The following is a 21,310-nucleotide window of genomic DNA, read 5'->3' as shown; positions in this document are numbered from 1 at the left end:
CATTTTATTTAAGTAACTGCCAAAGTGCCTTTCGGTCACTGTCGGAAACGCTCAATACATCCATGGACTGTTCCGCAGACCATCCCATTTTTTCCATAAGGTTCTTAATGTTAGCGAACAGTGTAGAAATTCTTTCTTTCTGAGCCGCTTCCTCATTCATTTGTTCAATTGCCAAACACACATCAATCGCCTCCTCGCCTTCTTTGACTGCTATCTTTGCACCTACGCAGGCATTTAACACATCCACTTCCTCTCTCCCCAAATGGCGGAAAGAATCATCTGCATCTAATACCTTTTTCAACTCATCCTTGTCTCTTGCATACTTGATAAATGACAATACTTCTTTCAAGGAACTCTGGAATTTCCCAAAATCTTTATCCTCTATGGAAACCGGAGCGATCAAATTCACTTTGTAATCCGGAACCAGTGCAAGAACCCTTGCATCCTGCCCGGAAAACATTTCATGGATGGATAACGGGCCGTCCCACTCTTTCGAGTCGAAATATACAACCAGTGTTACCACCGGCAATAAATGATCTTCTTTCATAAAGCCAGAAAGATATTCATCACTGCTGACCCTCTTATAATCGCCGGACAATCTGTGGGAAACGAGCGCTTCTTCCACCTGCTTCGCATATTGAAGCGCATCATAGACCATATTTTTTACCGGCATCGCATAATGGATATTGGACTGGTTCTCAATTGCAAGGAGCAGATATGCGGTACTTTTATCCATCATCGCAACCACGGATTTTATAACATCCCTTGTTTTCTGTACTGGCTGACCGGCACCCTTTTCACCGCCATAAGGGACATCGATCTCACGGGTATCTAACTCTTTCAGGCTTTCAGGATGAATGACCTGCTCTCCGCCATATATAAAATAGTTAAATGCATCCGCAAAGATTTCATTCTGTCTCATATATTTGGTTGTTACCGTATCTTTTACTCCCAAAGGATTCACCACCTTTATTATATGCTTCTGCTAAGCAAATATCCTTTCCTGTTACCTGTATCATACCATAGCAACTCTCGTTTTACAAATCGAAAAATATTTCCTGACCGGCCGGTCAGGAAATTCTTCCGTTATCCATCTCATACACCACATCTGCTAGGTTCATAGTGGACTTCCTGTTGGATACCAGCAGCACAGTCTTATCCCCTTTTCCTTCTTTCAGAGATTTCAGGATAATTCCCTCATTTAAAGAATCCAGATTGCTGGTTGGTTCATCCAGAAGGAGGAAAGGCGCATCATGTAGGAACGCTCTGGCGATCCCGATTCTCTGCTTCTCTCCGCCTGAGAGCGTATCTCCCAGTTCGCCCACTTCCGTATCATAGCCCCGGGGCAGGCTCATAATGAAGTCATGGATGGATGCTTTTTTTGCCGCCTCCATAATCTCTTCCCGGGATGCCCCCGGTTTTCCCACAGCAATGTTGTCTGCAATGGAATCATGGAACAGAACTGTCTCCTGGGTTACATAGGACTCCATTGCCCGCAGGTCGGAGGTGCTAATCTTCCGGACATCCCTGCCGGATATTTTCACCTGTCCGCTCTGTACATCCCAGAACCGCATAAGCAGCTTTAAAAGAGTGGATTTTCCGGAACCGCTTACGCCGTGGATACCAATTACTTTTCCTCTGGGGATCTCTATGGAATAGTTCTTTAAGATCTGTTCTTTTTCATAGGCAAAATCCACCCTGTCTGCTTCTGCATCTGTAAAGGAGATTCCTTCCATCCCCTCCACTTCTTCCACCTGAGGAGATTCTTCCAGAATGGACAACACGCGCTCGCCGCTGGCAAGGGTCTGATTCAGATTATTGGACAGACTGGCAAGGGCAGTCACCGGTCCGAAGGAACCCATCATCGCAATGGTTCCGATAACCATGCCGGTCAGATCCGTTCCTTTTGTCTGTCTCAGATAAATCATCAGAAACAGCATTGCAAAGGAAAACAGCAGAATCGTCAGATTCGTTACCGCTCTCTGAGAGGCTTCCACCGTATTCAGTTCCTTTTGCACTCTGCCTAAAAGGTCGGAGCGTTCCTTCATCTCTTTCCTTCTTTTCTCTCCCTGTCCGTACTGAATGGTCTCATCCAGTCCACGCAGGGAATCCAGAATGAAACTGTTCAGCTCTCCGAAACCGTTTCTGAATTCCATTCCTTTCTCTCTTCCTCTGCTGCCGAAGAACAGGGGGATCGCCGCACCTACCGTAAGGTAGCCTGTCAGCGCAAGGATTCCGGCAGGCAGGGAAAAATGCCCGATGAATACTACCATCACCAAAGATGTCAGAACTGCAATGGCAATGGGGGAGATGGTGTGTGCATAGAACACCTCTAGCAGTTCAATGTCTGAGGTAATGACCGAGATCAGGTTTCCTTTGTCTCTTCCTTCCAGTTTTGCCGGGCAGAGTTTCCGAAGAGCGGCGAATACTTTATGGCGAATGATTGCCAGCAGTTTAAAGGCGATGAAATGATTACAGTACTGTTCGCCATAGTGCAGAATTCCCCGCAGAACAGCCATCACTGCCAGGGCTGCAAACAGAAGGTTCGGTTCCATCACCGGTTCCGGTAAAATATGCATCAGCCCGTATCCTGCAAGGACAGTCAGAAAAATAGCGCACAGATACCCGATTGTTCCAAGGATAACTGCAAGGAGCATCACCGGAAGCAGGGGTTTTACAAGGCCCACCAACTGTCCCATGATGCGGATGCCGCTGCGCCGCGACTGCCCCTGATTTCCCGTCCGGGTTTTCTTTCTACCCCTCATGGTGTCGCCTCCTTCCCGTACCGTTCCAGTTCCATCTGCGATTGGTACAGCTTCGCGTATTCTCCGTCCAGTTCCAGCAGTTTTTCATGATTTCCCGCTTCTTCCACGCAGCCGTCCTTCATCATATAGATTCCATCGGAATCTACCACATTTGCTAGCCGGTGGGAAATCAGAAGAACCGTTTTCGTCTCAGCCAGTGCGTGAACCACATCCATAATCATTTCCTCGCTCTCAGCGTCAATGTTGGAGGTAGCCTCATCAAAGATGTAAACCGGCGTGTCATGTAAAAGGGCCCGGGCAATGGCAAGCCTCTGGCACTGACCGCCGGAGAAATTGCTTCCTTTCTCAAGAATGGGGGTGGCAAGCCCCTTTTGTGCTTCCAGAAATCCCCACAGGTTCACCTTTTCAAGGACTCTTATCATTTCTTCCTCTCCGGCATCTGGCTTCCCCATCCGCAGATTACTTTCAACGGTTCCCTTAAACAGATAGCTGTTATGACTGACCAGGGTGATGCGATCCATCAGACTGTCTTCCTTTATTTCCGAAAGCTCTTTTCCTCCGATCGTTACGCTGCCTTCATACCCCCGGTTTCTTCCCATCAGCACCGCTGCCGCCGTGCTCTTGCCGCAGCCGGAAGTTCCCACAATGGAGGTAAAGCTGCCTGCCGGAAATTCCATGTTGATTCCTTTTAAGATTTCCCGGTCTTTCCCGTAAGAGAAATGCACCTCTGAGAACTCAATATCCATATTTTCCCCCTTCAGAACCTGCTCCTTCTCCTTTGGTTCCGTCAGATCCAGAAGGGCAAAGATTTTGTCGCTTGCGGCCATGCCGTTCATAGCAATATGGAAGAAGGAGCCAAGCAGACGAAGGGGAATAAAAAATTCCGCTGCCAGCAAAATCAGCATCAGCGCTCCGTGGACGCTTACTTTTCCTGCCGTAAACTGGGAAAGGGTGACGATCATTCCCACTGCTGCCCCTCCGTAGGCAATGATGTCCATCACACTGGTGGAATTCAGCTGCATCGTCAGCACCTTCATTGTAATCTGCCGGAATCTCTGGGATTCTTCATCCATCTTTCTGGCCTTGTTTTCATCGGAGCGGTAAATCTTAAGGGTTGTCAGTCCCTGCAGATTTTCAAGAAAGCTGTCTCCCAGCTCTGTATAAATGCCCCAGTATTTATTCAGCAGTTTTTTGGCGATTTTCTGCACTGCCACAATAGAAACCGGAATCAGGGGGACGCAGACCAGAAGTACCAGACTTGCTTTCCAGTTCACAAAAGACAAAATGACAAACAGAGTCAAAGGCGCCAGCAGGCTGTAGAATAGCTGAGAAAGGTATTTTCCGAAATAAGTCTCCAACTGCTCCACACCTTCCGCCGCCATCTGAACCACCTCAGAAGTTGCTGCCTTTTCCCGGTAGGAAGCCCCCAGACGGAGGAGCTTTTCATAAATTTTGTCTCTTAAGATCCGTTTCACATCCACACTGGCATGGTAGGACGCATGAGATGCCTGACGGTCACAGAAAAACCTCAGAAGCAGGGAAAAGATTACAATCCCGCCATAGCAGACTCCAATATCCGTAGAAACTTTCTGAAAAAACGCTTGTTCCAGAAGCATAGATACGCTGTAGATCATCAGTATCTGGCACAGCAGCGCGAGCCACTGCCAGACTACCTGGTATACAATATATTTCTTTGCATGGGATAAAAGTCCCAGAAGTCGTGTCTTAATCATAGTTTCCTCTTTTCCTGTTAATACCTGGATTTATTCCACAGCTTCTTCCGACCGGATGGTTTTCACCCGCAGGAAGAAGTAGAGCAGATGGCAGATCCAGACAACAGCAAGGCAGACTCTCCCCGCAGGCACCCGGCTCATTAAAAGAAAGCCAACTGCCATAACCACGGTTACCGTCCCCACGATCCGAAGCTTCGTCTCCATAGTCATGGCACGCTGTTTTACAAAGCTGTCCAGATGCTTCTTATACAGCCCGGTTCCTATAAACCAGTCGTGCAGCTTTCTGGAACTTTTGGCAAAGCAGAACACCGTGGCCATATAAAACGGCACCGTAGGAAGGATCGGCAGGACAATGCCCACCGTTCCCAGTCCAAGACAGATAAAACCTAATAGGATCCAGAAGATCCTTAGTGGATTCTTTTTCTTCATTTTTTTCACTCCTGTTATACAGTCAGTACAAATTTCTTTCCTTCTATTGTGGTTACTCCCAGGGAGATTCCATACAGTTTCTGGATGCACTCTGTGGTGATAACCTCCCTGGGAGCTCCGTCCGCCTCCACATGCCCGTCTTTCAGTCCGATGATCCGATCAGAGAAATGGATCGCCTGATTGATGTCATGGAGTACCATAATAATCGTGATTCCGTACTCTTCATTGAGTTTTTTCACCAGTTCCAGAATCTCGATCTGGTAGCGGATATCCAGATAGGTAGTTGGTTCGTCCAAAAAGAGAATCTTCGTATTCTGAGCCAGCGCCATGGCAATCCACACACGCTGCCGCTGTCCGCCGGAAAGCCGGCTGACTTCCCTGTCTTTATACTTCTTCACATTGGTAACCTCCATCGCCCACTGGATCAGACGCTCATCCTCCTCGCTTCGCCCCTGCATCAGTTTCATATGAGGGGTACGGCCAAAGGAAACCAGCCGCTCCACAGTGATGTCGTCCGCCGACGAATTATACTGATGGACAATGGATACCCTTCTGGCAAATTCTTTAAGGGCAAGGTTCTGGATATTTTTTCCGTAAAGAAAAATATTTCCTCTGCCCGGGTACAGGTTTTTCGTCATCAGGTTAAACAGAGTGGACTTGCCGCATCCGTTTGCACCCATGATGGTGGTGATTTTCCCTTCCTCAATCCTGAATGACGTATCCTTTAACACTTTGTTTTTTCCAAAGGAAAAGAACAGGTTTCTCACTTCCATGGCAGATTTTTTCTTATCCTCACGCTGCATATTTCTTCGACCTCCTTAACAGAATGATGAAGAACGGGCCGCCGATCACACTCATAATGACAGACGCAGACACCTCGTAAGGCGCCGCTATCGTCCTGCCGATGGTATCGGCCAGCAGGAAAGTAAACGCTCCTGCCAGCATGGAAAAGGGAATCAGCGCCCGGTGATCGCTTCCCACCAGGAGACGCCCGATATGCGGCACAAGCAGTCCCAGGAAGCTGACAGCCCCGGCCACTGCTGTGGAGATACTGGCCAGAAGCACTGCAACCAGGGAAATCAGAATCCGCATCAGATTCACGTTGACGCCCAGTCCCCGCGCCGTCTTGTCCTCCAGCGACATCAGATTACACATCCCGGAAAACAAGATGGCAAGGATCAGTCCTCCTATAACATAGGGGAGGAGAGTCTGTACGTCCTCCCACGTTTTCTGTGTGATATTTCCTTCCACGATAGACGCAACCCCTGTAGAACTGCCTCCGGTCATGGAATTAAGCGCATCGGAAAGTCCGGTAAACACGGTGCTTACGGCCACGCCGGTCAGGATGATACGCAGAGGACTCAGTCCGCCTTTCCACGACAGGCTGTATACAAGGAAGAAGGCCAGCACACCGCCTGCAAATGCAAACAAGGGTGTGAAAAAAAACAGCGACGGAAGGAATGCGGTAATCAAAACAGCGGTAAAACCTGCCCCGCCGGAAATGCCGATAATTCCCGGATCTGCCAGGGGATTCTTAAGAACCGCCTGGAACAGTACACCGGAGACTGCCACCGCTGCGCCTGCAAACAGGGAAATAACAATTCGGGGAAACCGCAGATCGTAGATCGCTGCCACATTTTCGATTCGTTCGATAAACAGTCCCCGGAACAGCTCTGACGGAGATACCCGGAGGCTTCCCATATTCACTGCGGCAAAAATCAGAATTATCAGCAGGACACCCATAATCAGGAAGGAGAATGTGGCCCGCGCCGTCTTTTTCTTTTTCCGGCTCATATCCATCCGATGACTTTCCTCCAGTTTTTTCATGCGATATCCCTCCTACCTGGTAATTTCCTTCAGCGTTTCCTCATTTGTTTTCTCGCTGGCTTCGCTCTCTTCGGCTGCCCGGGCGGCGTTCTCGCTGTTGGATTTCGCCTTCGCCTCGTCTTCTTCGCTTTCCGGATAAAGCATGGGCTGCAGCTCTTCCAATGCTTCCGGATAGCGGAAGGTGGCGCTCATACCAAAGAGCTCATAGGATAAATCATAGACCCTTCCTTCCTGTACAGCGGTGAAATGCTGCCAGATACCGCTGGTTTTAAAATCTTCGTTAAACATCTCAATTACCTGATCCGGAAGAGCATGGGCCGCACGCAGAATCACATCCGGTTCCTTCGACTGCATGTCTTCCGTATTGACAGTCAGAAATTCCTGCTCCGTGCCGGCATAAACGTTCTCTCCTCCTGCCAGTTCTACCAGACTTCCCACATAGGAATTTTCTGTTGCAATAATATAACTGCCGGGAAGCCCCATGAGGATCAGTACCTTCGGATTTTCCTTTCCCTCATTGGCAGTGCTGTAATCTTCATAGAATTCTGTAAACTCATTCACCATCTCCTGGGCCTGTTCCTTTCGATCAAAGATTTCCCCCAGCTCCTGAATGGAGCGGTACATGCCCGGTACGCTGCGCAGATTCAGAAATGCCCAGTCCGTTTCAATAGCCTCATACTTTGGCTGCAGATCTGACTGCAGGCTTGCAGGACTTAAAATCCAGTCCGGAGACAGGGATGCTACAATCTCCATATCGGGGCTCATAGAGGTTCCCACCTGCTCCACATCCGCATACCGATCCGGCAAAGTGGAAATCGTACTGGAACATATGCCTACAAGATCCAGCTTTAGTCTGTCGCAAATATCAGCCGCGGCCGGGGAAGTAGCAATGATTCTGGGTTCTTCTTCCATGGCTGCCACCTTAGCCTTTGCCGCTTCTACCGCTGCTTTTTCCCGGGGATCTGTGATCGCAAGGAGGGTCTCTGCAGCCTGTGCCGTCTCTTTCCGGGCTGCTTCCGTCTCGGAAGCCCCGCCCCTTTGATCCACGCACCCTGTCAAGAGACTGCAGGCCAGCGCTGTACTTAGGACGGCTCCTGCCAGCCTTTTGCTCTTATGTCCTGCTCTAAATTTCATCATCATCGTAACCTCCGCCCCAGCGTCTCCAGTTCTTACGGAAGAAATATACGATTACTGCTGCAGCGCCCATCAGGATCAGGCCGGATACCGTAATGGCTGTCCCAATGGCAAAGGCGCTGGTTCCGCCGGAAGTTCCCGCTGTCCCTTCTTCTGCAGCAGCCTCCGCTGTTGAAAGACTTAAGCCCTGCGCGTCATTGAGTTCTTTATCCGTGACCGTATCCGACGTCGGTTCCGCCGCCAGCTCAATGGAGCTGGACAAGGCCGGAGCCTCGCTTTCGTCCGTTGTATTCCCGGATTCCTTATCTGTCGTTTTATTCGCTGCAGTACTGGTATCAGAGGGGGAAGAACTGTTCTGCGCGGGGGGCTCACCTTCCCCGTTTTCTGCACTGCTTTCTAAGGAAGCCGGCGTTTCCGCAGAACTGCCTCCTGTGGCATTGGTACCGGAAGAGTTATCTGCGGATGCCGCTGTACTGTTTTCTGCGGCGGCTGTACCAGCGGTACCCGTGCCGGAAGAATTGTCTGCGGCGGCTGCCCCACTGTCACTTCCCGAGGCTGACGTCACCATGGTAGCATTCATATCTGTATTATTTCCTTCTGCATAGTCACTGGGATAAAGATAGAAAACCACATCTCTCCCCATAGGCTCCACGTACATAGAGCCGCGGACTACGCAGTTCTCGCTGGGAACCTGCATACAGATATCCGCTGTGTCTCCATTATTGTCTGTACCTGTACCTGTTATGCCCATCGCCGGACTGGACCAGCCGGAATCCCCCACATTCTGCACCCAGAACGTATGACCGCTGGTATATCCCATCAGACTCATCCGAATGGTCAGGTAATATTCTCCGCTGTCCGTCAGTTCAAGGATGCCTGTGGTATAGACTGCTCCGTCAATCATCCCCTGTCCGGTAGCATAGGAAGCTTCCCCTCCGGAATCCTCGATTACCCCGGTGACCGGATGTGCGTAACAGGGATGAATCACACAGGTATATACATTGCCGCTTGCCGCCTGCACCTGCACTGTACCGGCCCCAATAAGGACAAACAGGAACAGTCCAAGCAGTCCGGCAAGGATTTTTCTCATTCTTTTTACTGTTTTCATTAATCTCTCCTGTCTGCTCTCTCTGTTTTCTTCTTCATACTCTCTTCCTCCACCCTTTGGGATTGAAAATTGTTTCTTTCCGATTCCCGTAATCTTTTATAGCGCAGGTTAGGAAGGACTACCCATATAATATGAGTTAGTTGCGACTACCTCCTTTAGGTATAACATGCTAATTATTTCCTGTCAATACAGAATTTTTTATTGTGTTAGTTTTCGCTAACCTTCATATTGAAGAAATTCCTGTCAGTTTTGATTATTATTGCTTCTGGAAATAGTATATGGTCGCTGACAACAGACATATCTTTCGATATAGGGATATTTGCAAACAATATGCAGGACTTAACACCTGCAGCTCAGGAATTTGTACACATAATCAAACAGATTATTTAGCTCCGTGACTGGAAGGGCATACCGCCAGCCACAGTGCAATGCTAAACAGAGGATTTGTTATGAGAAACTGCAAATCTGCATCGCAGCGCCATCTTTCATCATCTGAAATCCGAATTGTTCATAAAACGCAGCATTTTTGCTTTCTTCCGGCATAACTTCAAGATACGGAAAATCTTTATATTTTTCCTTAACCTGATTTATCATTGTTCCCGCAATCCCTTTTCCCTGATAGGAGGGATGAACAAGCACATAATGTATGTACGCAAGCATTGATGAATCATCTAAGACTCTGACAAGGCCCACCAACTGTTCCCTGTCCCATGCAGTGATTACAGTAGAAGAATGTTTCAACGCTTTATATAATCTGTCCGGATACCGGCCGGAAATCCATCCTACAGATAAAAATAATTCGGTTACCTGTTGCTGTGTAAAAATTTTCTCATCCGTATACTGAATCTTCATTTTCTCTCTCCCTGTCACATTTTACTGATTCATAATTCCCCACGCGCAATAAAACAGAAACAGCGCAAGAATGGAATTGATCAGACGATAGTACTTTTCATAACCCGATTGAAGCCTGACTCCTAAAAACGCCCACACAAGGGAAGCGGCGCTTCCCACAGCAGTTACTATAATTCCTGCTGTCACAAGCATGAACAGATTTTCCATATATGGAATAAGATACACGGTTAATAAGGTACTAATATAAAAATAGATTTTAACATTCACAAGCTGCAATAAAAAACCTCTGAAAAAATCAGGGGCTTTATCTAAATTCTTTTTTTCCGGACGGCTGAGCAAAATATGAATTGCCAGCCAGCACATATAAACAGCGCCAATATACTTTAACAGTGATAATACCGGAGTAAGCAGTGTGTTCAATTCATATAATGCCAGCGTACAAATCATCTGAACTGTAAAATATCCGCAGCAGATTCCCAAAATCAGCTTCTTTCCTTTTCCCCATCCGTACTGTGTTGTCGTATTCATGGCCAGTATATTGCCCGGACCGGGAGTGAAGGAATTAACGATCATATAGAAAGACAGTGTCCCTAACACGGAAAAGGTCATATCTGTTTTTCTCCTTTTCAAACTGATTCAAGCTTTTATAAGTGGTCACATTTCTGGCACTGTGTCATGGTATGTTCACTGTCTTTTTTATAAAAAATCCCAGACCATTTACAAATATTCTGCAGAATCGGAACAACCGATTTTCCCTTTTCCGTAAGTGAGTATTCAACCTTCGGAGGAATTTCATCGTACGATTTTCGGATAACAATTTTATCTGCGATTAATTCCTTTAATGTTGATGACAAAACCGCATCGGTGATATTGCACATTTCTTTTCTGATTTCACTATATCGCAGTTTTTCCTTAGCAGCCAGTACACATATAATTCTGGATTTCCATTTGCCTCCGAAAACATCCAGACCGTATTCTAACGGACACCGTATATCTTCCTGCATTTTTTTCTGATACATAACATACAGCTCCTTTCGATTTCCATTGTATCATATTTTATTCTGCAAGGATAGCCGCCATAAAAAAGCTAGGTTTCTGAAATTTTCTTTTGCCGATTCCTATTCCCGATTTTTTTATAGAACTTTCCGGAATAGGTACGCCGAATTTCTGCACAAAGTACCGCAAAAGAGCAGCGCCTGTAGGTGTACAGATTTCTCCTTCAATTTCTCCTTTTTCATAAGGAATTCCCCGAAGCAGATTTGCAGTTGCGGGAGCAGGAACATCGAGAACTCCATGGGCACAGCGTACCGTTCCATTTCCCACATGGACGGAAGAAGAAATAATATTCTCCGGCTTAAGTTCATCCAAAAGCATACAGGCGGCACTAACATCAGCAATCGCATCCAGTGCCCCAACCTCATGGAAATGCACTTCCGTCACCTGGCAGTTATGTGCCTCAGACTCAGCCAGGGCAATCATCTGATATATCTCCAGAACCATCTTTTTAATATGCTGCGGTACTTTAAGGTTTCCCACAATTTCACGGATTGTTTCCATAGTCATATGCCGATGAGCTGTATGGCCATGTTCGGAAAATGCCGTTTCCTCCGTTTGCTCACCTATTTCTACCGTCATGGAAAGTCCTTCCATCTCATAGCGTTTTGTATTGTTTATCAGAAACTTTGCTCCGGGAATCCCCATGTTGTTCAGTCGTTTTACCATAGCTGCCTTATCTTTTATAAGTCCGAATAAAGCGGCGCAAATCATATCTCCTGCCGCCCCTCTTTCGCAGTCAAAATAAACTGTACACATCGTTTTCCTCCTATCTGTGATTGATCATGCTGGCAAAGCAGCCCGCGCCAAATCCATTATCGATATTCACTGTGGCAACTCCATTGGCACAGGAATTTAACATAGATAAAAGCGCTGCAAGACCATGAAAAGAGGTGCCATATCCTATACTTGTAGGAACTGCAATAACCGGACAATCTGCAAGACCGGCGATTACACTTGCAAGCGCTCCTTCCATACCTGCGATTGCAATGATTACATTTGCTTTCATAATATCTTCCATATGTGCCAGAGTACGGTGTATGCCTGCAACGCCTACGTCATAAACACGCTGTACCCGGTTTCCCATGACTTCTGCCGTCCATGCCGCTTCTTCAGCAACAGGAATGTCGCTTGTTCCTCCTGTCATAATCAGTATGGTACCTTTTCCGTCGGGGGCAGGTTTCTCTCCTGAAAATCCGATATGTGAATCGGGATCATAATACAAATCAAATTTCTCTTTTATTTTTTCAGCCGCTTCCTGGTACAGCCTGGTGATTAAAATCGTATTCTGTCCCGCTGCTTTCATAGAAGTAAGAATCCCGATTATCTGTTCCGCAGTCTTCCCCTGTCCGAAAATCACTTCGCCATATCCTTGTCTTAATTCCCTGTGGTAGTCAATTTTCGCATACCCTAGATCTTCAAACGGCATCTTCTTCAGTTCAAAAACCGCCTCATTTACGGGAAGTTTTCCTTCTTTTACTTCATTTAAAATTTCATACAGTTCCCTTTTTTTCATTTTTTCTCCTTTGTCTGAAGAAACACAGCGGCATCTCTGCCGCTATGCTCCTTCTTTTTATGGGATTCAATTAAAAGTAAGATGTCTGCATAAATTCTGCGATTTCAGATGCCAGAATACCTGCCTCTGTGGCATGTGCTTTTGCCCCGGGTATTCCCACACTTATATAAGCAGCCCGTTCCGCTTCTTCTGCCAGGACAGACGGGTCATTTAGTTTCAGAGCAGATGCCACTGCCACAGGGATTACCACATTTAAAATGTTACAGCCTGCAAGTGCAAGTTCATCCATGACTCCTGCCGCAAAGGGGACAGCCCAGGCTACATCCTGACATTCTCCCTGGCATACTCTTGGAATGATGTCATGAACAAATCCTTCCATGACAGCCTTCTTTTCTCCCAAAGTTACCGTCATATCCACGTAGGGATCAAATGACCAGTATTTTTTTACTAATTTTGCGGTTCTTCTTGCAGCACTGTGAAGATTTTCTACTTTTACAGTCACTTTTTCTCCTGTCATCTCACTGAAAAGAGCTCCTGCCTGGGTTTCCACTGTCAAAAGTCGTTGGTCATCCAGGGCTTTTACAACTTCTGCCAGACTTTTTCCTTCTTTTAACTGGTCATAGGTAAAGGAGGCTTTTGTAAAAATCGCCTTTGTACGCATAGGTTCTGTCGCCCTAATCATCAGCCTGGTCACTGGTCCGAGCCTTACCTCATCTGCTTTTCTCGCTATAATATTGATACTTACCAGAGCCGATTCCGGATTCAGAGAGTTTGCGGTTCGCTCCTGAACGAGCTGTTCTGCAATTTCCTTTGGATCTGCATTTTCTTCCAGAAGAGCTTTCATAACAGCAACGGCATAGGAACCCTGGTGTCCCAGCGGCGCATTCACCGGGCCGGAAGAAAATCCGCTGGAGATTCCTTCCTTAAAGCAGGCCAGAATTTCAGCCAGAGCCATCATACCAATGACAGAAGGTCCCCCAATATCTTTTAGAATTAATCCTATATCTCCCACAAGCTGTGCCGTATCAAATTCCTGATTGGTCAGATGCATATGTATTTTTTCCGGAAGTCCTGCTGTTTCAGCTGCCGCTTTTCCCACAAGCCGCACAGATGTGGTTCTTCCATATCGTCCTTCTCCTTCCGGTACTTCCGCATCCGGATGAATCACCTCAAGGATTGCCGCCGCACCGAATAAAGCGGCATGAAGGGGATCCGGACGTATCCCTGCTCCTGCCATAGCATCCAGCATCGCCTTTGTTCCGATCTCCGCTCCTTTTTTTGCGATTCCCGGCCAGATAATATCCTCTCCTAAGGCACTGTGACCATATAAAGGACTTCCGCCTACATTCTGAGGGACATCTCTTCCATTAATGGGTGATAACGTTCCGTCTAACATTGCCTGATTGACTGCCAGAACAGCCGGAAAAGCAGAAATTTTACTATTCATTTTAGATGTGGGAATTGCGCTTACACCACTGCGATCCACTCCTGCCAGCATACGGCAGGTTGCTCCCAGTTTCCTGTTTCCTGCGGGGATTCCTACCTGGGCTGCAGTTCCTGCAAGATACATCAGTACCGCCGTCAGCAATGCTGCATTTGCACCATCTGCCCCGGAGGCTTTTGCTGTATCGATTGCCTTTTTTATAATATTTTCCACTGGCAGTTGACGGGCATCTGCAAACCGGATGGCAATGCTGCCTCCTCCAAGAAGCTCTTCTGCTATAACATTGGCTACTGTATGGATTGCAATATTTACCATTCCGTGCCCTCCGGCAAGAGCTTCAATCCGGTCGTTTGTTAAATTTGAAATATTTGATACCGATGCCATTTGTGCGGCAGACAGTATCTTTGCTTTGTTATTATTTTCCATAGATTTCCTCCTAAATAGTCAGTTCATTTTTTTCCTCATAAAACAACATGGACAGGTAGTTTTGAATATTTTTCACCGGAATTGAAATTCCTTCTTTTTCGAGAAGAAGTTTTTTAAGTTTTATACAGTTTTCATATTCCGGTCTGGCATGTTTCCAGTCATCGTTAATGACCTTCCCTTCTGCCTCAAAATTGTAATATCCTTTTTCTGTCCGGATTTTTATTTGTTTCTTCTGAACAGAAACATTGGTATGACGGTGACAGGTAGAAATTCTGTGCCAGCCTGAGGATCCACACTCTTTTATAATCACATTTTCTACTTTATCTGCTTTTTGGAAGGGGACATCGATAAAAATCATATACGCCGGACGGTTTTTCTTTGTAATGGCACTCACTATCTGTACATTTTTTGCCCCGGCATCATAAAAATCTTCTATTACATTGCCTAAAAGTTCGCCGCTTAGATGATCAATCTGTACCAGTATCAGAAGACCTTCTTTTGAATATATGTCCATTCCTTCTTCCCCTCCCTTTCTGCATTTTACATATGAATGGATTCGCTCCAGTCATCTTCATCATAAATAAAGTGAAAAACTTCCATATCCTCATCTTCTTCTGACATCTCTCCGGATACCATACGATGATATGCTTCTTTATTAGACATCTCATCTTCTTCTGACTGCGGCTCTGCCATCAGAGAGGCGCCGTACCATTTCAAAGGCGCCCACCACTCCGTTGCTGCTCTCTCCTTCTCCGGCACATCCTTTCTCCGTCGCTGAAGGAAAAAATCCGTTGTTTCTTTTGCCTGCAAAATACGTTTCATGTCCACTTGAAACTGCTTTCCCGTGTACTCATAGGTACGTAAAATTTCATCTCCAAACTCATAGTAAAACTGTTTCCGAATCCCTGCCTGCCATAAAATCCGAGCCGCTTCCGTTGAAGGATTTGTATACTTCTCCAGATATTTTTTTCTGTTTTCCGGTAAGAGATGAATGATTTCCGCTGCTCTTTTCATTGATTTAACCTCCCAGACATTTTATATTGTCTATTATAAAAGTTAATTGGTTCTTTTCAATATACTTGCAAATTTATGATACACTCATAAATTTCATAGTAAAAAAGAATTGTAATCATACTATCTTTCTATGAGATACAATTCCAAATAATTCTGGAACGTAGCACAGCAAAAATTAAAAGCTGTAATACTGCCACCAATCCACAGGCGACACCGACAACCTGCATTGTTTCCGCAATGTAAATCACACCTGAAACAAGCATAATCCGGTATGTTGTAAATGCTCCGACAAGACAGCCAAAGACAGTGGGAATGAAATAGACAAAGACCATTTGCCTTGTGATAAGACGCCGTATCCCGCGTGGCTTCATGCCTAAACGCCGGAGATTTTCGTACACGGCTGCATCGTCCCATATTGTACTGACAAGTTTAAGACCCACCACCATGATAGAGGACACAAAGGCTACAATTGCAATAAACAGCATGAGCATGAGATAGATGGCAAACGCCTCAAACTGTGTTGTTGCACTGGAGAGCTTTGACAGGGGATAAAGGGCCCATACACGGGCAATACGGGTTTCGTTCCCAATATAAGACAAATACTCCGCTTTACTTCCTGTCTTTTCAAAGGTTGCGCTGTTATGCCAATTTGTGAAAATCATCTCGTCATTGTCAGAGATTACTTCTTCCAATATGCGGTTCTGAAATACTCCTGTGCTGCGCCAATCGGCAACATTCAACAGGAATGTAGTTGCCTTATATTCCGCCCCAAGCGTCGATGAAATGTCCATATAATCATCGTCATTGAGGATTAAAAAGGACGAAAAGAAAGAGCGGGAATTCACCAGCCTGTCAATAGAAATCGGCTCATTCTGCGTATAAACGGCCTCGTCCCCCGTGGTCGGATTATAGAACAAGCTGCTGCTGCTATGAAATGCATTTCGCTTATACTGCATGGAACCATCAAAACAAAGAGTATAGCTTCCTTTTGGTACGGTTACTTCCTGTCCGCAAAGTTCCTCGAATGTGCTTTCACTCACAATTACACGGGAACCCCAATCGGTGGATCCGTCTTTGTAGGTGTTTTCCACCCCAATCAAAAGGCAATCCAGCCGGATAATTTCTGTAATTGCCGTGTTTGTTTCCTCCGCAATAGAGGAAATGCGCTGTTGCGTTATTTCCGTTCTGTCCGCCGTGGTGCTTATCGTATAGTCATATGGTTCATTGAGCGCCACATTATACCCATCCACAAATCCGGCAGCGATAAAGCCAATACCGAAAATAGTAAAGGTAATAAGCAAAGACGCAGCAAAAATAGAGCGGGTATATTGCCTGATTTTCTGCTTTAAGAGGTTATAAAATACAATGTTTTTGTAATAGGCCTGAACGCAAAATCTTTTCAGAATATCCCCGATTGAAGCGCATTGAATAATCAGAATATAAACACCCCATACGGCAGCGGCAAGGCCCATAAAGGCAAGAAGCGCGTTCAGGAAGCCTCCCATATTCTGCAATGTGAAAAAGGCTATGATGCCCACTGGAACAAGAGCAGCCCCCAAAATCAGAAAAAGCAGATTTCCGCTTTTTGTGCCTTCGTTTTCATCAGAACTTTTTAATATTTTCAAAATATCAAGGGTACAAATATATCTGCGGTTGACCTCACGCAAAATCAGCCAGGATAGGACGGAAAAGACAAGGGCAATTAGCAGTCCTCCCCAGCCAATCGAAAATGCCGTTTCCTGTGTTTTCAAAAAAATGTTCAGTGACGTCCAGCACAAAAACGCAAAGGGAACGGACAAAATCAGCCCCAGCAAGGCGGCAATCTGAAACAAGGTTGTAAACTCCCTGATAATGATTTTCTGTACGCTGCGGCCGTCAATCCCAAGCGAAAGGAAAATCCCGATTTCCCGCGACTTATATTTTAGAAATAAAACGTCCGCATAAACAAGGAAAACGACAATACCAAGCATAGAGCCGAAAAACATTCCTTGTGAAATGGTCTGCGTGGAACCGCCGTCTGCCAGTACATTTGTAATCGTGGGGCTGTATTGCAGTACGCCGTATGCCCCGGTCATTATGATGGAAAAGAGAACGGAGAAGAAAAAAAGCGCATACTGCTTTCGGTCATTCTTTATGAGCTTGCGGCTGATCTCATTAAGCGTCATATCCATCACCATTAACCTTTCGGATAAAGTCCAGCAGTTCATCCAAAAACTGCTTCGGCTTTCCATGCCGCACAAGCTCACCAAATACAATTCCATCCTTTAGTGCAATTACCTTATCAGCGTAGGAAGCGGCAAATGCGTCATGAGTTACCATTAGAATGGTAGCGCCCATGCTTTTGTTTGCAGCTATAAACGCCTCAATAACCGCTGCGCCTGATTTGGAATCAAGATTTCCTGTGGGCTCGTCTGCTAAGATGACAGAGGGACTATTCGACAATGCTCTTGCAATAGCGGCCCGCTGCTTTTGACCGCCGGACACTTCAGCAGGATATTTCGCCGCAATGTCCCCAATCCCGAACATGGAAAGCAGACTTTCGGTTTTTCTTTCCATGCTCTTTGCGGGCCTTCCCGCGATTATTTGCGGTAAAAACACATTCTCCCGGATTGTCAATCCATTAAGGAGCATAAAGTCCTGAAAGACAAAGCCGAGTTGGCGCTGCCGGATTTCGGCAAGGATATTTTCATCCCCTGTCAATATGTCTTCCCCGTCCAGCAGGACACTTCCACTGTCCGCAGAAGTAAAGCCAGACACCACATTGAGCAGCGTTGTTTTACCACTGCCGGACGGTCCCATGATTGCGACGAATTCACCATCTGAAATACTTGCTGATACACCTTTCAAAACGGGAAAGTCCATCCCATTTGAACGGTATGTTTTCGTAATTTCCCTGATTTCTAACATAATGTTATCTCTCCTTTTCTGCTGCTTATGGGGTTACGAATACAGCTTACCGCCCAATTTTCAAATATCTGTCAATCAAAAAAATCCCCCGGTGGATTTCCACAAGGAGATTTTTTATTATCTATACTTGTTATTTTTTCATATCAAAGCTGGTACAAACTATGGCGCCTTTTTTCGCTCCGTTTGACAGCAATATATTTCCGCCGTGACGCACGCACAGGATTTTGCAAATATTTAGACCAATCCCTAAATGCTGGTTTTCTCCGTCCCCGGTAGTGTAAAAAGGGTTTGTTGCCGATTTGAGCGCAACATCATCAAAGCCTTTGCCATCATCGCCTACGGAAAGAAATAGTGTGTTTTGCTCTGTCCGGCATTGTATGGTGACGGCTTCATCCGCATAGCGGACGGCATTTGACAGGAGGTTTTCAAACACCTGCATAACGATTTCCGGGTCAAGAAAAAGCGTTGGAACCGTCGCCTCATTAAGAAAGATAAGCTGCTTTCCATTACATACGATTTTTCCGGTATCCCGTAACTGACCAATAAAATCTGCTGTTGGGATACATTCTCGATTGATTGGTATATCTTCCAACCGCTGCAGGGTATTCATTGAGGCAACATAAGTTTTTAATCGTTTCATCTGCCCGGCCATTACTGTATAGGTATCTATTATGTCGTTGGATGATAGTTTTCCGTCTGGCACATATTTTTGAAGAATACCTAAATGACCCTCCAACACGGTGAGTGGTGTCCGCAAATCATGAGAGAACGCGGCATTTAATCGCTTACGCTCGTCCATTTGCCGCCACATTTCGCGATTATTTGTCTCCAGAGCAGAACGCATTTTTTCAAATGCCACACACAATGTACCCATTTCATCATGGCTGTCGTATTGAAGCGAGAAGTCCAAATCATTGTCTGCAATCCGTTCAGAAGCCACAGTCAACAAGGCAAGCGGTGTTTTGATCTTACTCCGATAAAAAGTCACCCCCGCCATAAAGAAGCAGATAAGATAGGTAACAGGCGGCAGCAGCCACAGGCACATTTCATACAGCCACATCCTTCTGCTATCCTGTTGAGAAAGCCAAAATACTGCCTGATTGCCCCAAACCTTTTTAGAATTAAAGCCCTCTACGATATTGGAGTACTGGAAAGCTATCTCTGTCTGAGCATTGGATAAAATCGTCTTTTCAACCTCAGCCAACAACATAGCAAGCAGGATAAAGACGATTGACAATAATATGAAGGTCGGCAAAATGGAGAGGTCTCGCAGTTTGTGCTTTATTTTTGCCATTTATACCCCACCCCCCAAACTGTTTCGATGTACTGCTTTGCACCTATGGCTGCAAACTTCGCCCGGATTTTCCGAATATGCTCTGCAACAACAGAATTATTCCCCATACCGTCTAAGCCCCACGCCGCTTCATAAAGCCGCTCTTTATCAAAGACCTGTCTGGATTTTGCGAAAGGACTTCGATTATATCGAACTCCTTTTTCAAAAGTGGGATTTCCTGTCCATTCCAATAGGCGGCCCTTTCTGTATAGTCAACAGCAAGACAATCATTGAATAGTACCCGCGCTTTTACTTTACTGCGGCTCTCCCGCCGCAGATGTGCGGATACTCTTGCGCCTAATTCATCAATGGAAAACGGTTTTACAATGTAATCATCCCCTCCTGCGCCAAAGCCTTTGATTTTGTCGCTGTCTTCCACATTAGCGGTCAGGAACAGAATGGGGCATGAAATAAAGTCCCGTATGCTTTTGCATAAAGAGAGGCCATCTATATCCGGCATATTTATATCCAGCAGAATAATGTCCGGCTGAAGCGACAATTTGTTTCGTGCGTCCTGTCCTCCGGCTGCTGTAATCACATCGTAGCCATCAAGTGTAAAATAGCGTTTTAGCATATTCCGTATTTCTATTTCGTCGTCTGCGACAAGTATTTTCGGCGCCATAAAATCACCCCCCTACAAATGATACTACCCTCTCTTTTTCAAATTTCTATCAACCTTTTGCTTTCCTTAGGCTCTTATTCTCAAAAACATCTCTTCCTGCTTAGCTGGTCTCTTAAATACAGTATATTTTCTTCAACCTGACGCATGACATTCCGAAAAGCGTCATCGTCCTTTCCCGTTGGATCCTCTAATCCCCAGTTGACCATCTTTCTGCCGGGAATGTTCGGGCATGACACATTGCACTCCATGGATACATAAATATCCGCTTCCGGTATGTCCTGAATCAGCTTGGAATACTGTTCTTTTTCCATGTCTATCCCATACTCCTGTTTCATCAGCCTTACCGCATCCTGATTAATCTGCGGTTTCGTCTCCGTTCCGGCAGAATAGCAGTCACAAAAATCTGATAAATATTTTTTCCCCAACGCTTCCGCTATCTGACTCCGGCAGGAATTATGGACACAGATAAAAGCAATCTTCTTTTTCCTTTCGCAGAATGGACAGCGTTTCCCGATGCACTGATTATTCTGACGGCTGTACGAGCAGCATATTTTCGGTTTTTCCATAAAAATCCCTAGGTTCTCTCTGACAAAATCAACGGCCTGAAGAATTGAAAGATAAGAATCCCTTTTGCAGCATCTGGGACCTCCGACTTCTCCGATTGCTCCCAGGGCTTTTGCCGTCATCTTATTGGACAATCCGAAATTCTCCTTTCCCAAAGGCGTAGACCCCGTAGCAATGGAAAGAAACATTCCCGTACTGATTCCTGCCCCACAAGCTCCCCAGAAACCGCATGTCCCTCCCGGGACAGATCGTCCCCTGCTGTTCATTTCTATCAGCGCATTCTTCAGATCAAGATCCCCTCCGGAATTTCTGTACGCTGTCAGAAGCGCCATTCCAACCATGATATGATGCTCCGGCCCATGCATATGGCAGAAGGGCTGAGCCATCATTTGGTTCAGGATAATCGCCGGGTTTTTGGATGTCTCCCCCATGCATATCCCAATGAGACTGTCAATCCCCTGCATATGGCATTCATTGCAGACATAATGCCCATTGATACATCTCGTTTTGCTTTTTTCTTTTTTATGGCACAGTTCACACTCCATTTCTACATCTTCCTTCAGATATTCCAGGGGTGCTTTAC

20 protein-coding genes and 1 pseudogene are annotated in these 21,310 nt (G+C 46.0%); all 21 read right to left on the bottom strand.

What is annotated here, in order from left to right; translation table 11 throughout:
• Positions 1-4: 4 nt before the first annotated feature.
• The 21 genes and pseudogenes from B5F53_RS04230 to B5F53_RS20955 all read right to left on the bottom strand — a co-directional run bounded on the left by B5F53_RS04230 (position 5) and on the right by B5F53_RS20955 (position 21,158).
• The gene (locus B5F53_RS04230; protein ID WP_242970251.1) at positions 5-964 is read right to left on the bottom strand and encodes an Rpn family recombination-promoting nuclease/putative transposase; all 960 of its coding nucleotides are present in this window, start codon (positions 962-964) and stop codon (positions 5-7) included.
• Between the two features lie 106 nt (positions 965-1,070).
• Positions 1,071-2,765, bottom strand: coding sequence for an amino acid ABC transporter ATP-binding/permease protein (locus B5F53_RS04225; protein ID WP_087220254.1), 1,695 nt, complete (start codon positions 2,763-2,765; stop codon positions 1,071-1,073).
• Positions 2,762-4,498, bottom strand: a complete 1,737-nt coding sequence (locus tag B5F53_RS04220) for an ABC transporter ATP-binding protein/permease (protein ID WP_087220251.1) — start codon at positions 4,496-4,498, stop codon at positions 2,762-2,764. Before B5F53_RS04220 ends, B5F53_RS04225 begins: the two co-directional genes overlap by 4 nt.
• Positions 4,499-4,528: 30 nt before the next feature.
• On the bottom strand, positions 4,529-4,927 hold the full coding sequence (locus tag B5F53_RS04215; protein ID WP_087220248.1) for a YbaN family protein: 399 nt from the start codon (positions 4,925-4,927) through the stop codon (positions 4,529-4,531).
• Positions 4,928-4,941: 14 nt separating this feature from the next.
• The gene (locus tag B5F53_RS04210) at positions 4,942-5,730 is read right to left on the bottom strand and encodes an ABC transporter ATP-binding protein (RefSeq protein ID WP_087220245.1); all 789 of its coding nucleotides are present in this window, start codon (positions 5,728-5,730) and stop codon (positions 4,942-4,944) included.
• A complete protein-coding gene (locus B5F53_RS04205; protein ID WP_087220242.1) occupies positions 5,720-6,754 on the bottom strand; it encodes a FecCD family ABC transporter permease in 1,035 nt (344 codons plus the stop codon). The genes B5F53_RS04210 and B5F53_RS04205 overlap by 11 nt, the downstream gene beginning before the upstream one ends.
• Positions 6,755-6,766: 12 nt before the next feature.
• Positions 6,767-7,894, bottom strand: a complete 1,128-nt coding sequence (isdE, locus tag B5F53_RS04200; protein WP_242970241.1) for a heme ABC transporter substrate-binding protein IsdE — start codon at positions 7,892-7,894, stop codon at positions 6,767-6,769.
• The gene (locus B5F53_RS04195; RefSeq protein WP_087220238.1) at positions 7,878-8,996 is read right to left on the bottom strand and encodes a heme-binding Shp domain-containing protein; all 1,119 of its coding nucleotides are present in this window, start codon (positions 8,994-8,996) and stop codon (positions 7,878-7,880) included. Before B5F53_RS04195 ends, isdE begins: the two co-directional genes overlap by 17 nt.
• 447 nt (positions 8,997-9,443) lie before the next feature.
• Positions 9,444-9,848: a GNAT family N-acetyltransferase gene (locus B5F53_RS04190; RefSeq protein WP_087220235.1), complete on the bottom strand. Its 405-nt coding sequence runs from the start codon at positions 9,846-9,848 to the stop codon at positions 9,444-9,446.
• A 21-nt stretch (positions 9,849-9,869) separates the two neighbouring features.
• A complete protein-coding gene (locus B5F53_RS04185; RefSeq protein ID WP_087220232.1) occupies positions 9,870-10,457 on the bottom strand; it encodes a LysE family transporter in 588 nt (195 codons plus the stop codon).
• A gap of 35 nt (positions 10,458-10,492) precedes the next feature.
• Positions 10,493-10,867, bottom strand: a complete 375-nt coding sequence (locus tag B5F53_RS04180; RefSeq protein WP_087220229.1) for a winged helix-turn-helix transcriptional regulator — start codon at positions 10,865-10,867, stop codon at positions 10,493-10,495.
• A 37-nt stretch (positions 10,868-10,904) separates the two neighbouring features.
• The gene (locus B5F53_RS04175; RefSeq protein ID WP_087220226.1) at positions 10,905-11,660 is read right to left on the bottom strand and encodes a LarC family nickel insertion protein; all 756 of its coding nucleotides are present in this window, start codon (positions 11,658-11,660) and stop codon (positions 10,905-10,907) included.
• 10 nt (positions 11,661-11,670) lie between these two features.
• Entirely contained in the window at positions 11,671-12,417 is a 747-nt protein-coding gene (gene larB / locus B5F53_RS04170; RefSeq protein ID WP_087220223.1) for a nickel pincer cofactor biosynthesis protein LarB, read from the bottom strand.
• A gap of 70 nt (positions 12,418-12,487) precedes the next feature.
• A complete protein-coding gene (locus tag B5F53_RS04165; protein ID WP_087220220.1) occupies positions 12,488-14,287 on the bottom strand; it encodes a hypothetical protein in 1,800 nt (599 codons plus the stop codon).
• A 10-nt stretch (positions 14,288-14,297) separates the two neighbouring features.
• On the bottom strand, positions 14,298-14,801 hold the full coding sequence (larC, locus tag B5F53_RS04160; protein ID WP_087220217.1) for a nickel insertion protein: 504 nt from the start codon (positions 14,799-14,801) through the stop codon (positions 14,298-14,300).
• 26 nt (positions 14,802-14,827) lie between these two features.
• Positions 14,828-15,301 (bottom strand): hypothetical protein, encoded by a 474-nt coding sequence (locus B5F53_RS04155; protein ID WP_087220214.1) that lies wholly within the window; start codon positions 15,299-15,301, stop codon positions 14,828-14,830.
• A 128-nt stretch (positions 15,302-15,429) separates the two neighbouring features.
• The gene (locus tag B5F53_RS04150) at positions 15,430-17,466 is read right to left on the bottom strand and encodes an FtsX-like permease family protein (RefSeq protein WP_087220211.1); all 2,037 of its coding nucleotides are present in this window, start codon (positions 17,464-17,466) and stop codon (positions 15,430-15,432) included.
• Positions 17,456-18,208 (bottom strand): ABC transporter ATP-binding protein, encoded by a 753-nt coding sequence (locus B5F53_RS04145; RefSeq protein WP_087220208.1) that lies wholly within the window; start codon positions 18,206-18,208, stop codon positions 17,456-17,458. The genes B5F53_RS04150 and B5F53_RS04145 overlap by 11 nt, the downstream gene beginning before the upstream one ends.
• A 130-nt stretch (positions 18,209-18,338) precedes the next feature.
• The gene (locus B5F53_RS04140) at positions 18,339-19,502 is read right to left on the bottom strand and encodes a HAMP domain-containing sensor histidine kinase (RefSeq protein WP_087220205.1); all 1,164 of its coding nucleotides are present in this window, start codon (positions 19,500-19,502) and stop codon (positions 18,339-18,341) included.
• Positions 19,490-20,163, bottom strand: a pseudogene (locus B5F53_RS04135) (response regulator transcription factor). The gene B5F53_RS04140 and the pseudogene B5F53_RS04135 overlap by 13 nt, the downstream one beginning before the upstream one ends.
• A gap of 80 nt (positions 20,164-20,243) precedes the next feature.
• Positions 20,244-21,158 carry a DUF5714 domain-containing protein gene (locus tag B5F53_RS20955; RefSeq protein WP_442856289.1) on the bottom strand — a complete coding sequence of 305 codons (915 nt, stop codon included), beginning with the start codon at positions 21,156-21,158 and terminating at the stop codon, positions 20,244-20,246.
• Between the last annotated feature and the right edge of the window lie 152 nt (positions 21,159-21,310).

It is taken from the genome of Blautia sp. An249 (assembly GCF_002159835.1).
Classification (GTDB): domain Bacteria; phylum Bacillota; class Clostridia; order Lachnospirales; family Lachnospiraceae; genus Blautia_A; species Blautia_A avistercoris.
This window is presented reverse-complemented; position numbering and strand designations above follow the sequence as displayed.

Excerpts from the sequence above, each read along its gene's own strand:
- B5F53_RS04225 (WP_087220254.1), bottom strand. The coding sequence starts at position 2,765 with ATGAGGGGTAGAAAGAAAACCCGGACGGGAAATCAGGGGCAGTCGCGG.
- B5F53_RS04220 (WP_087220251.1), bottom strand. The coding sequence starts at position 4,498 with ATGATTAAGACACGACTTCTGGGACTTTTATCCCATGCAAAGAAATAT.
- B5F53_RS04215 (WP_087220248.1), bottom strand. The coding sequence starts at position 4,927 with ATGAAGAAAAAGAATCCACTAAGGATCTTCTGGATCCTATTAGGTTTT.
- B5F53_RS04210 (WP_087220245.1), bottom strand. The coding sequence starts at position 5,730 with ATGCAGCGTGAGGATAAGAAAAAATCTGCCATGGAAGTGAGAAACCTG.
- B5F53_RS04205 (WP_087220242.1), bottom strand. The coding sequence starts at position 6,754 with ATGAAAAAACTGGAGGAAAGTCATCGGATGGATATGAGCCGGAAAAAG.
- isdE (WP_242970241.1), bottom strand. The coding sequence starts at position 7,894 with ATGATGATGAAATTTAGAGCAGGACATAAGAGCAAAAGGCTGGCAGGA.
- B5F53_RS04195 (WP_087220238.1), bottom strand. The coding sequence starts at position 8,996 with ATGAAAACAGTAAAAAGAATGAGAAAAATCCTTGCCGGACTGCTTGGA.
- B5F53_RS04190 (WP_087220235.1), bottom strand. The coding sequence starts at position 9,848 with ATGAAGATTCAGTATACGGATGAGAAAATTTTTACACAGCAACAGGTA.
- B5F53_RS04185 (WP_087220232.1), bottom strand. The coding sequence starts at position 10,457 with ATGACCTTTTCCGTGTTAGGGACACTGTCTTTCTATATGATCGTTAAT.
- B5F53_RS04180 (WP_087220229.1), bottom strand. The coding sequence starts at position 10,867 with ATGTATCAGAAAAAAATGCAGGAAGATATACGGTGTCCGTTAGAATAC.
- B5F53_RS04175 (WP_087220226.1), bottom strand. The coding sequence starts at position 11,660 with ATGTGTACAGTTTATTTTGACTGCGAAAGAGGGGCGGCAGGAGATATG.
- larB (WP_087220223.1), bottom strand. The coding sequence starts at position 12,417 with ATGAAAAAAAGGGAACTGTATGAAATTTTAAATGAAGTAAAAGAAGGA.
- B5F53_RS04165 (WP_087220220.1), bottom strand. The coding sequence starts at position 14,287 with ATGGAAAATAATAACAAAGCAAAGATACTGTCTGCCGCACAAATGGCA.
- larC (WP_087220217.1), bottom strand. The coding sequence starts at position 14,801 with ATGGACATATATTCAAAAGAAGGTCTTCTGATACTGGTACAGATTGAT.
- B5F53_RS04155 (WP_087220214.1), bottom strand. The coding sequence starts at position 15,301 with ATGAAAAGAGCAGCGGAAATCATTCATCTCTTACCGGAAAACAGAAAA.
- B5F53_RS04150 (WP_087220211.1), bottom strand. The coding sequence starts at position 17,466 with ATGACGCTTAATGAGATCAGCCGCAAGCTCATAAAGAATGACCGAAAG.
- B5F53_RS04145 (WP_087220208.1), bottom strand. The coding sequence starts at position 18,208 with ATGTTAGAAATCAGGGAAATTACGAAAACATACCGTTCAAATGGGATG.
- B5F53_RS04140 (WP_087220205.1), bottom strand. The coding sequence starts at position 19,502 with ATGGCAAAAATAAAGCACAAACTGCGAGACCTCTCCATTTTGCCGACC.
- B5F53_RS20955 (WP_442856289.1), bottom strand. The coding sequence starts at position 21,158 with ATGGGGGAGACATCCAAAAACCCGGCGATTATCCTGAACCAAATGATG.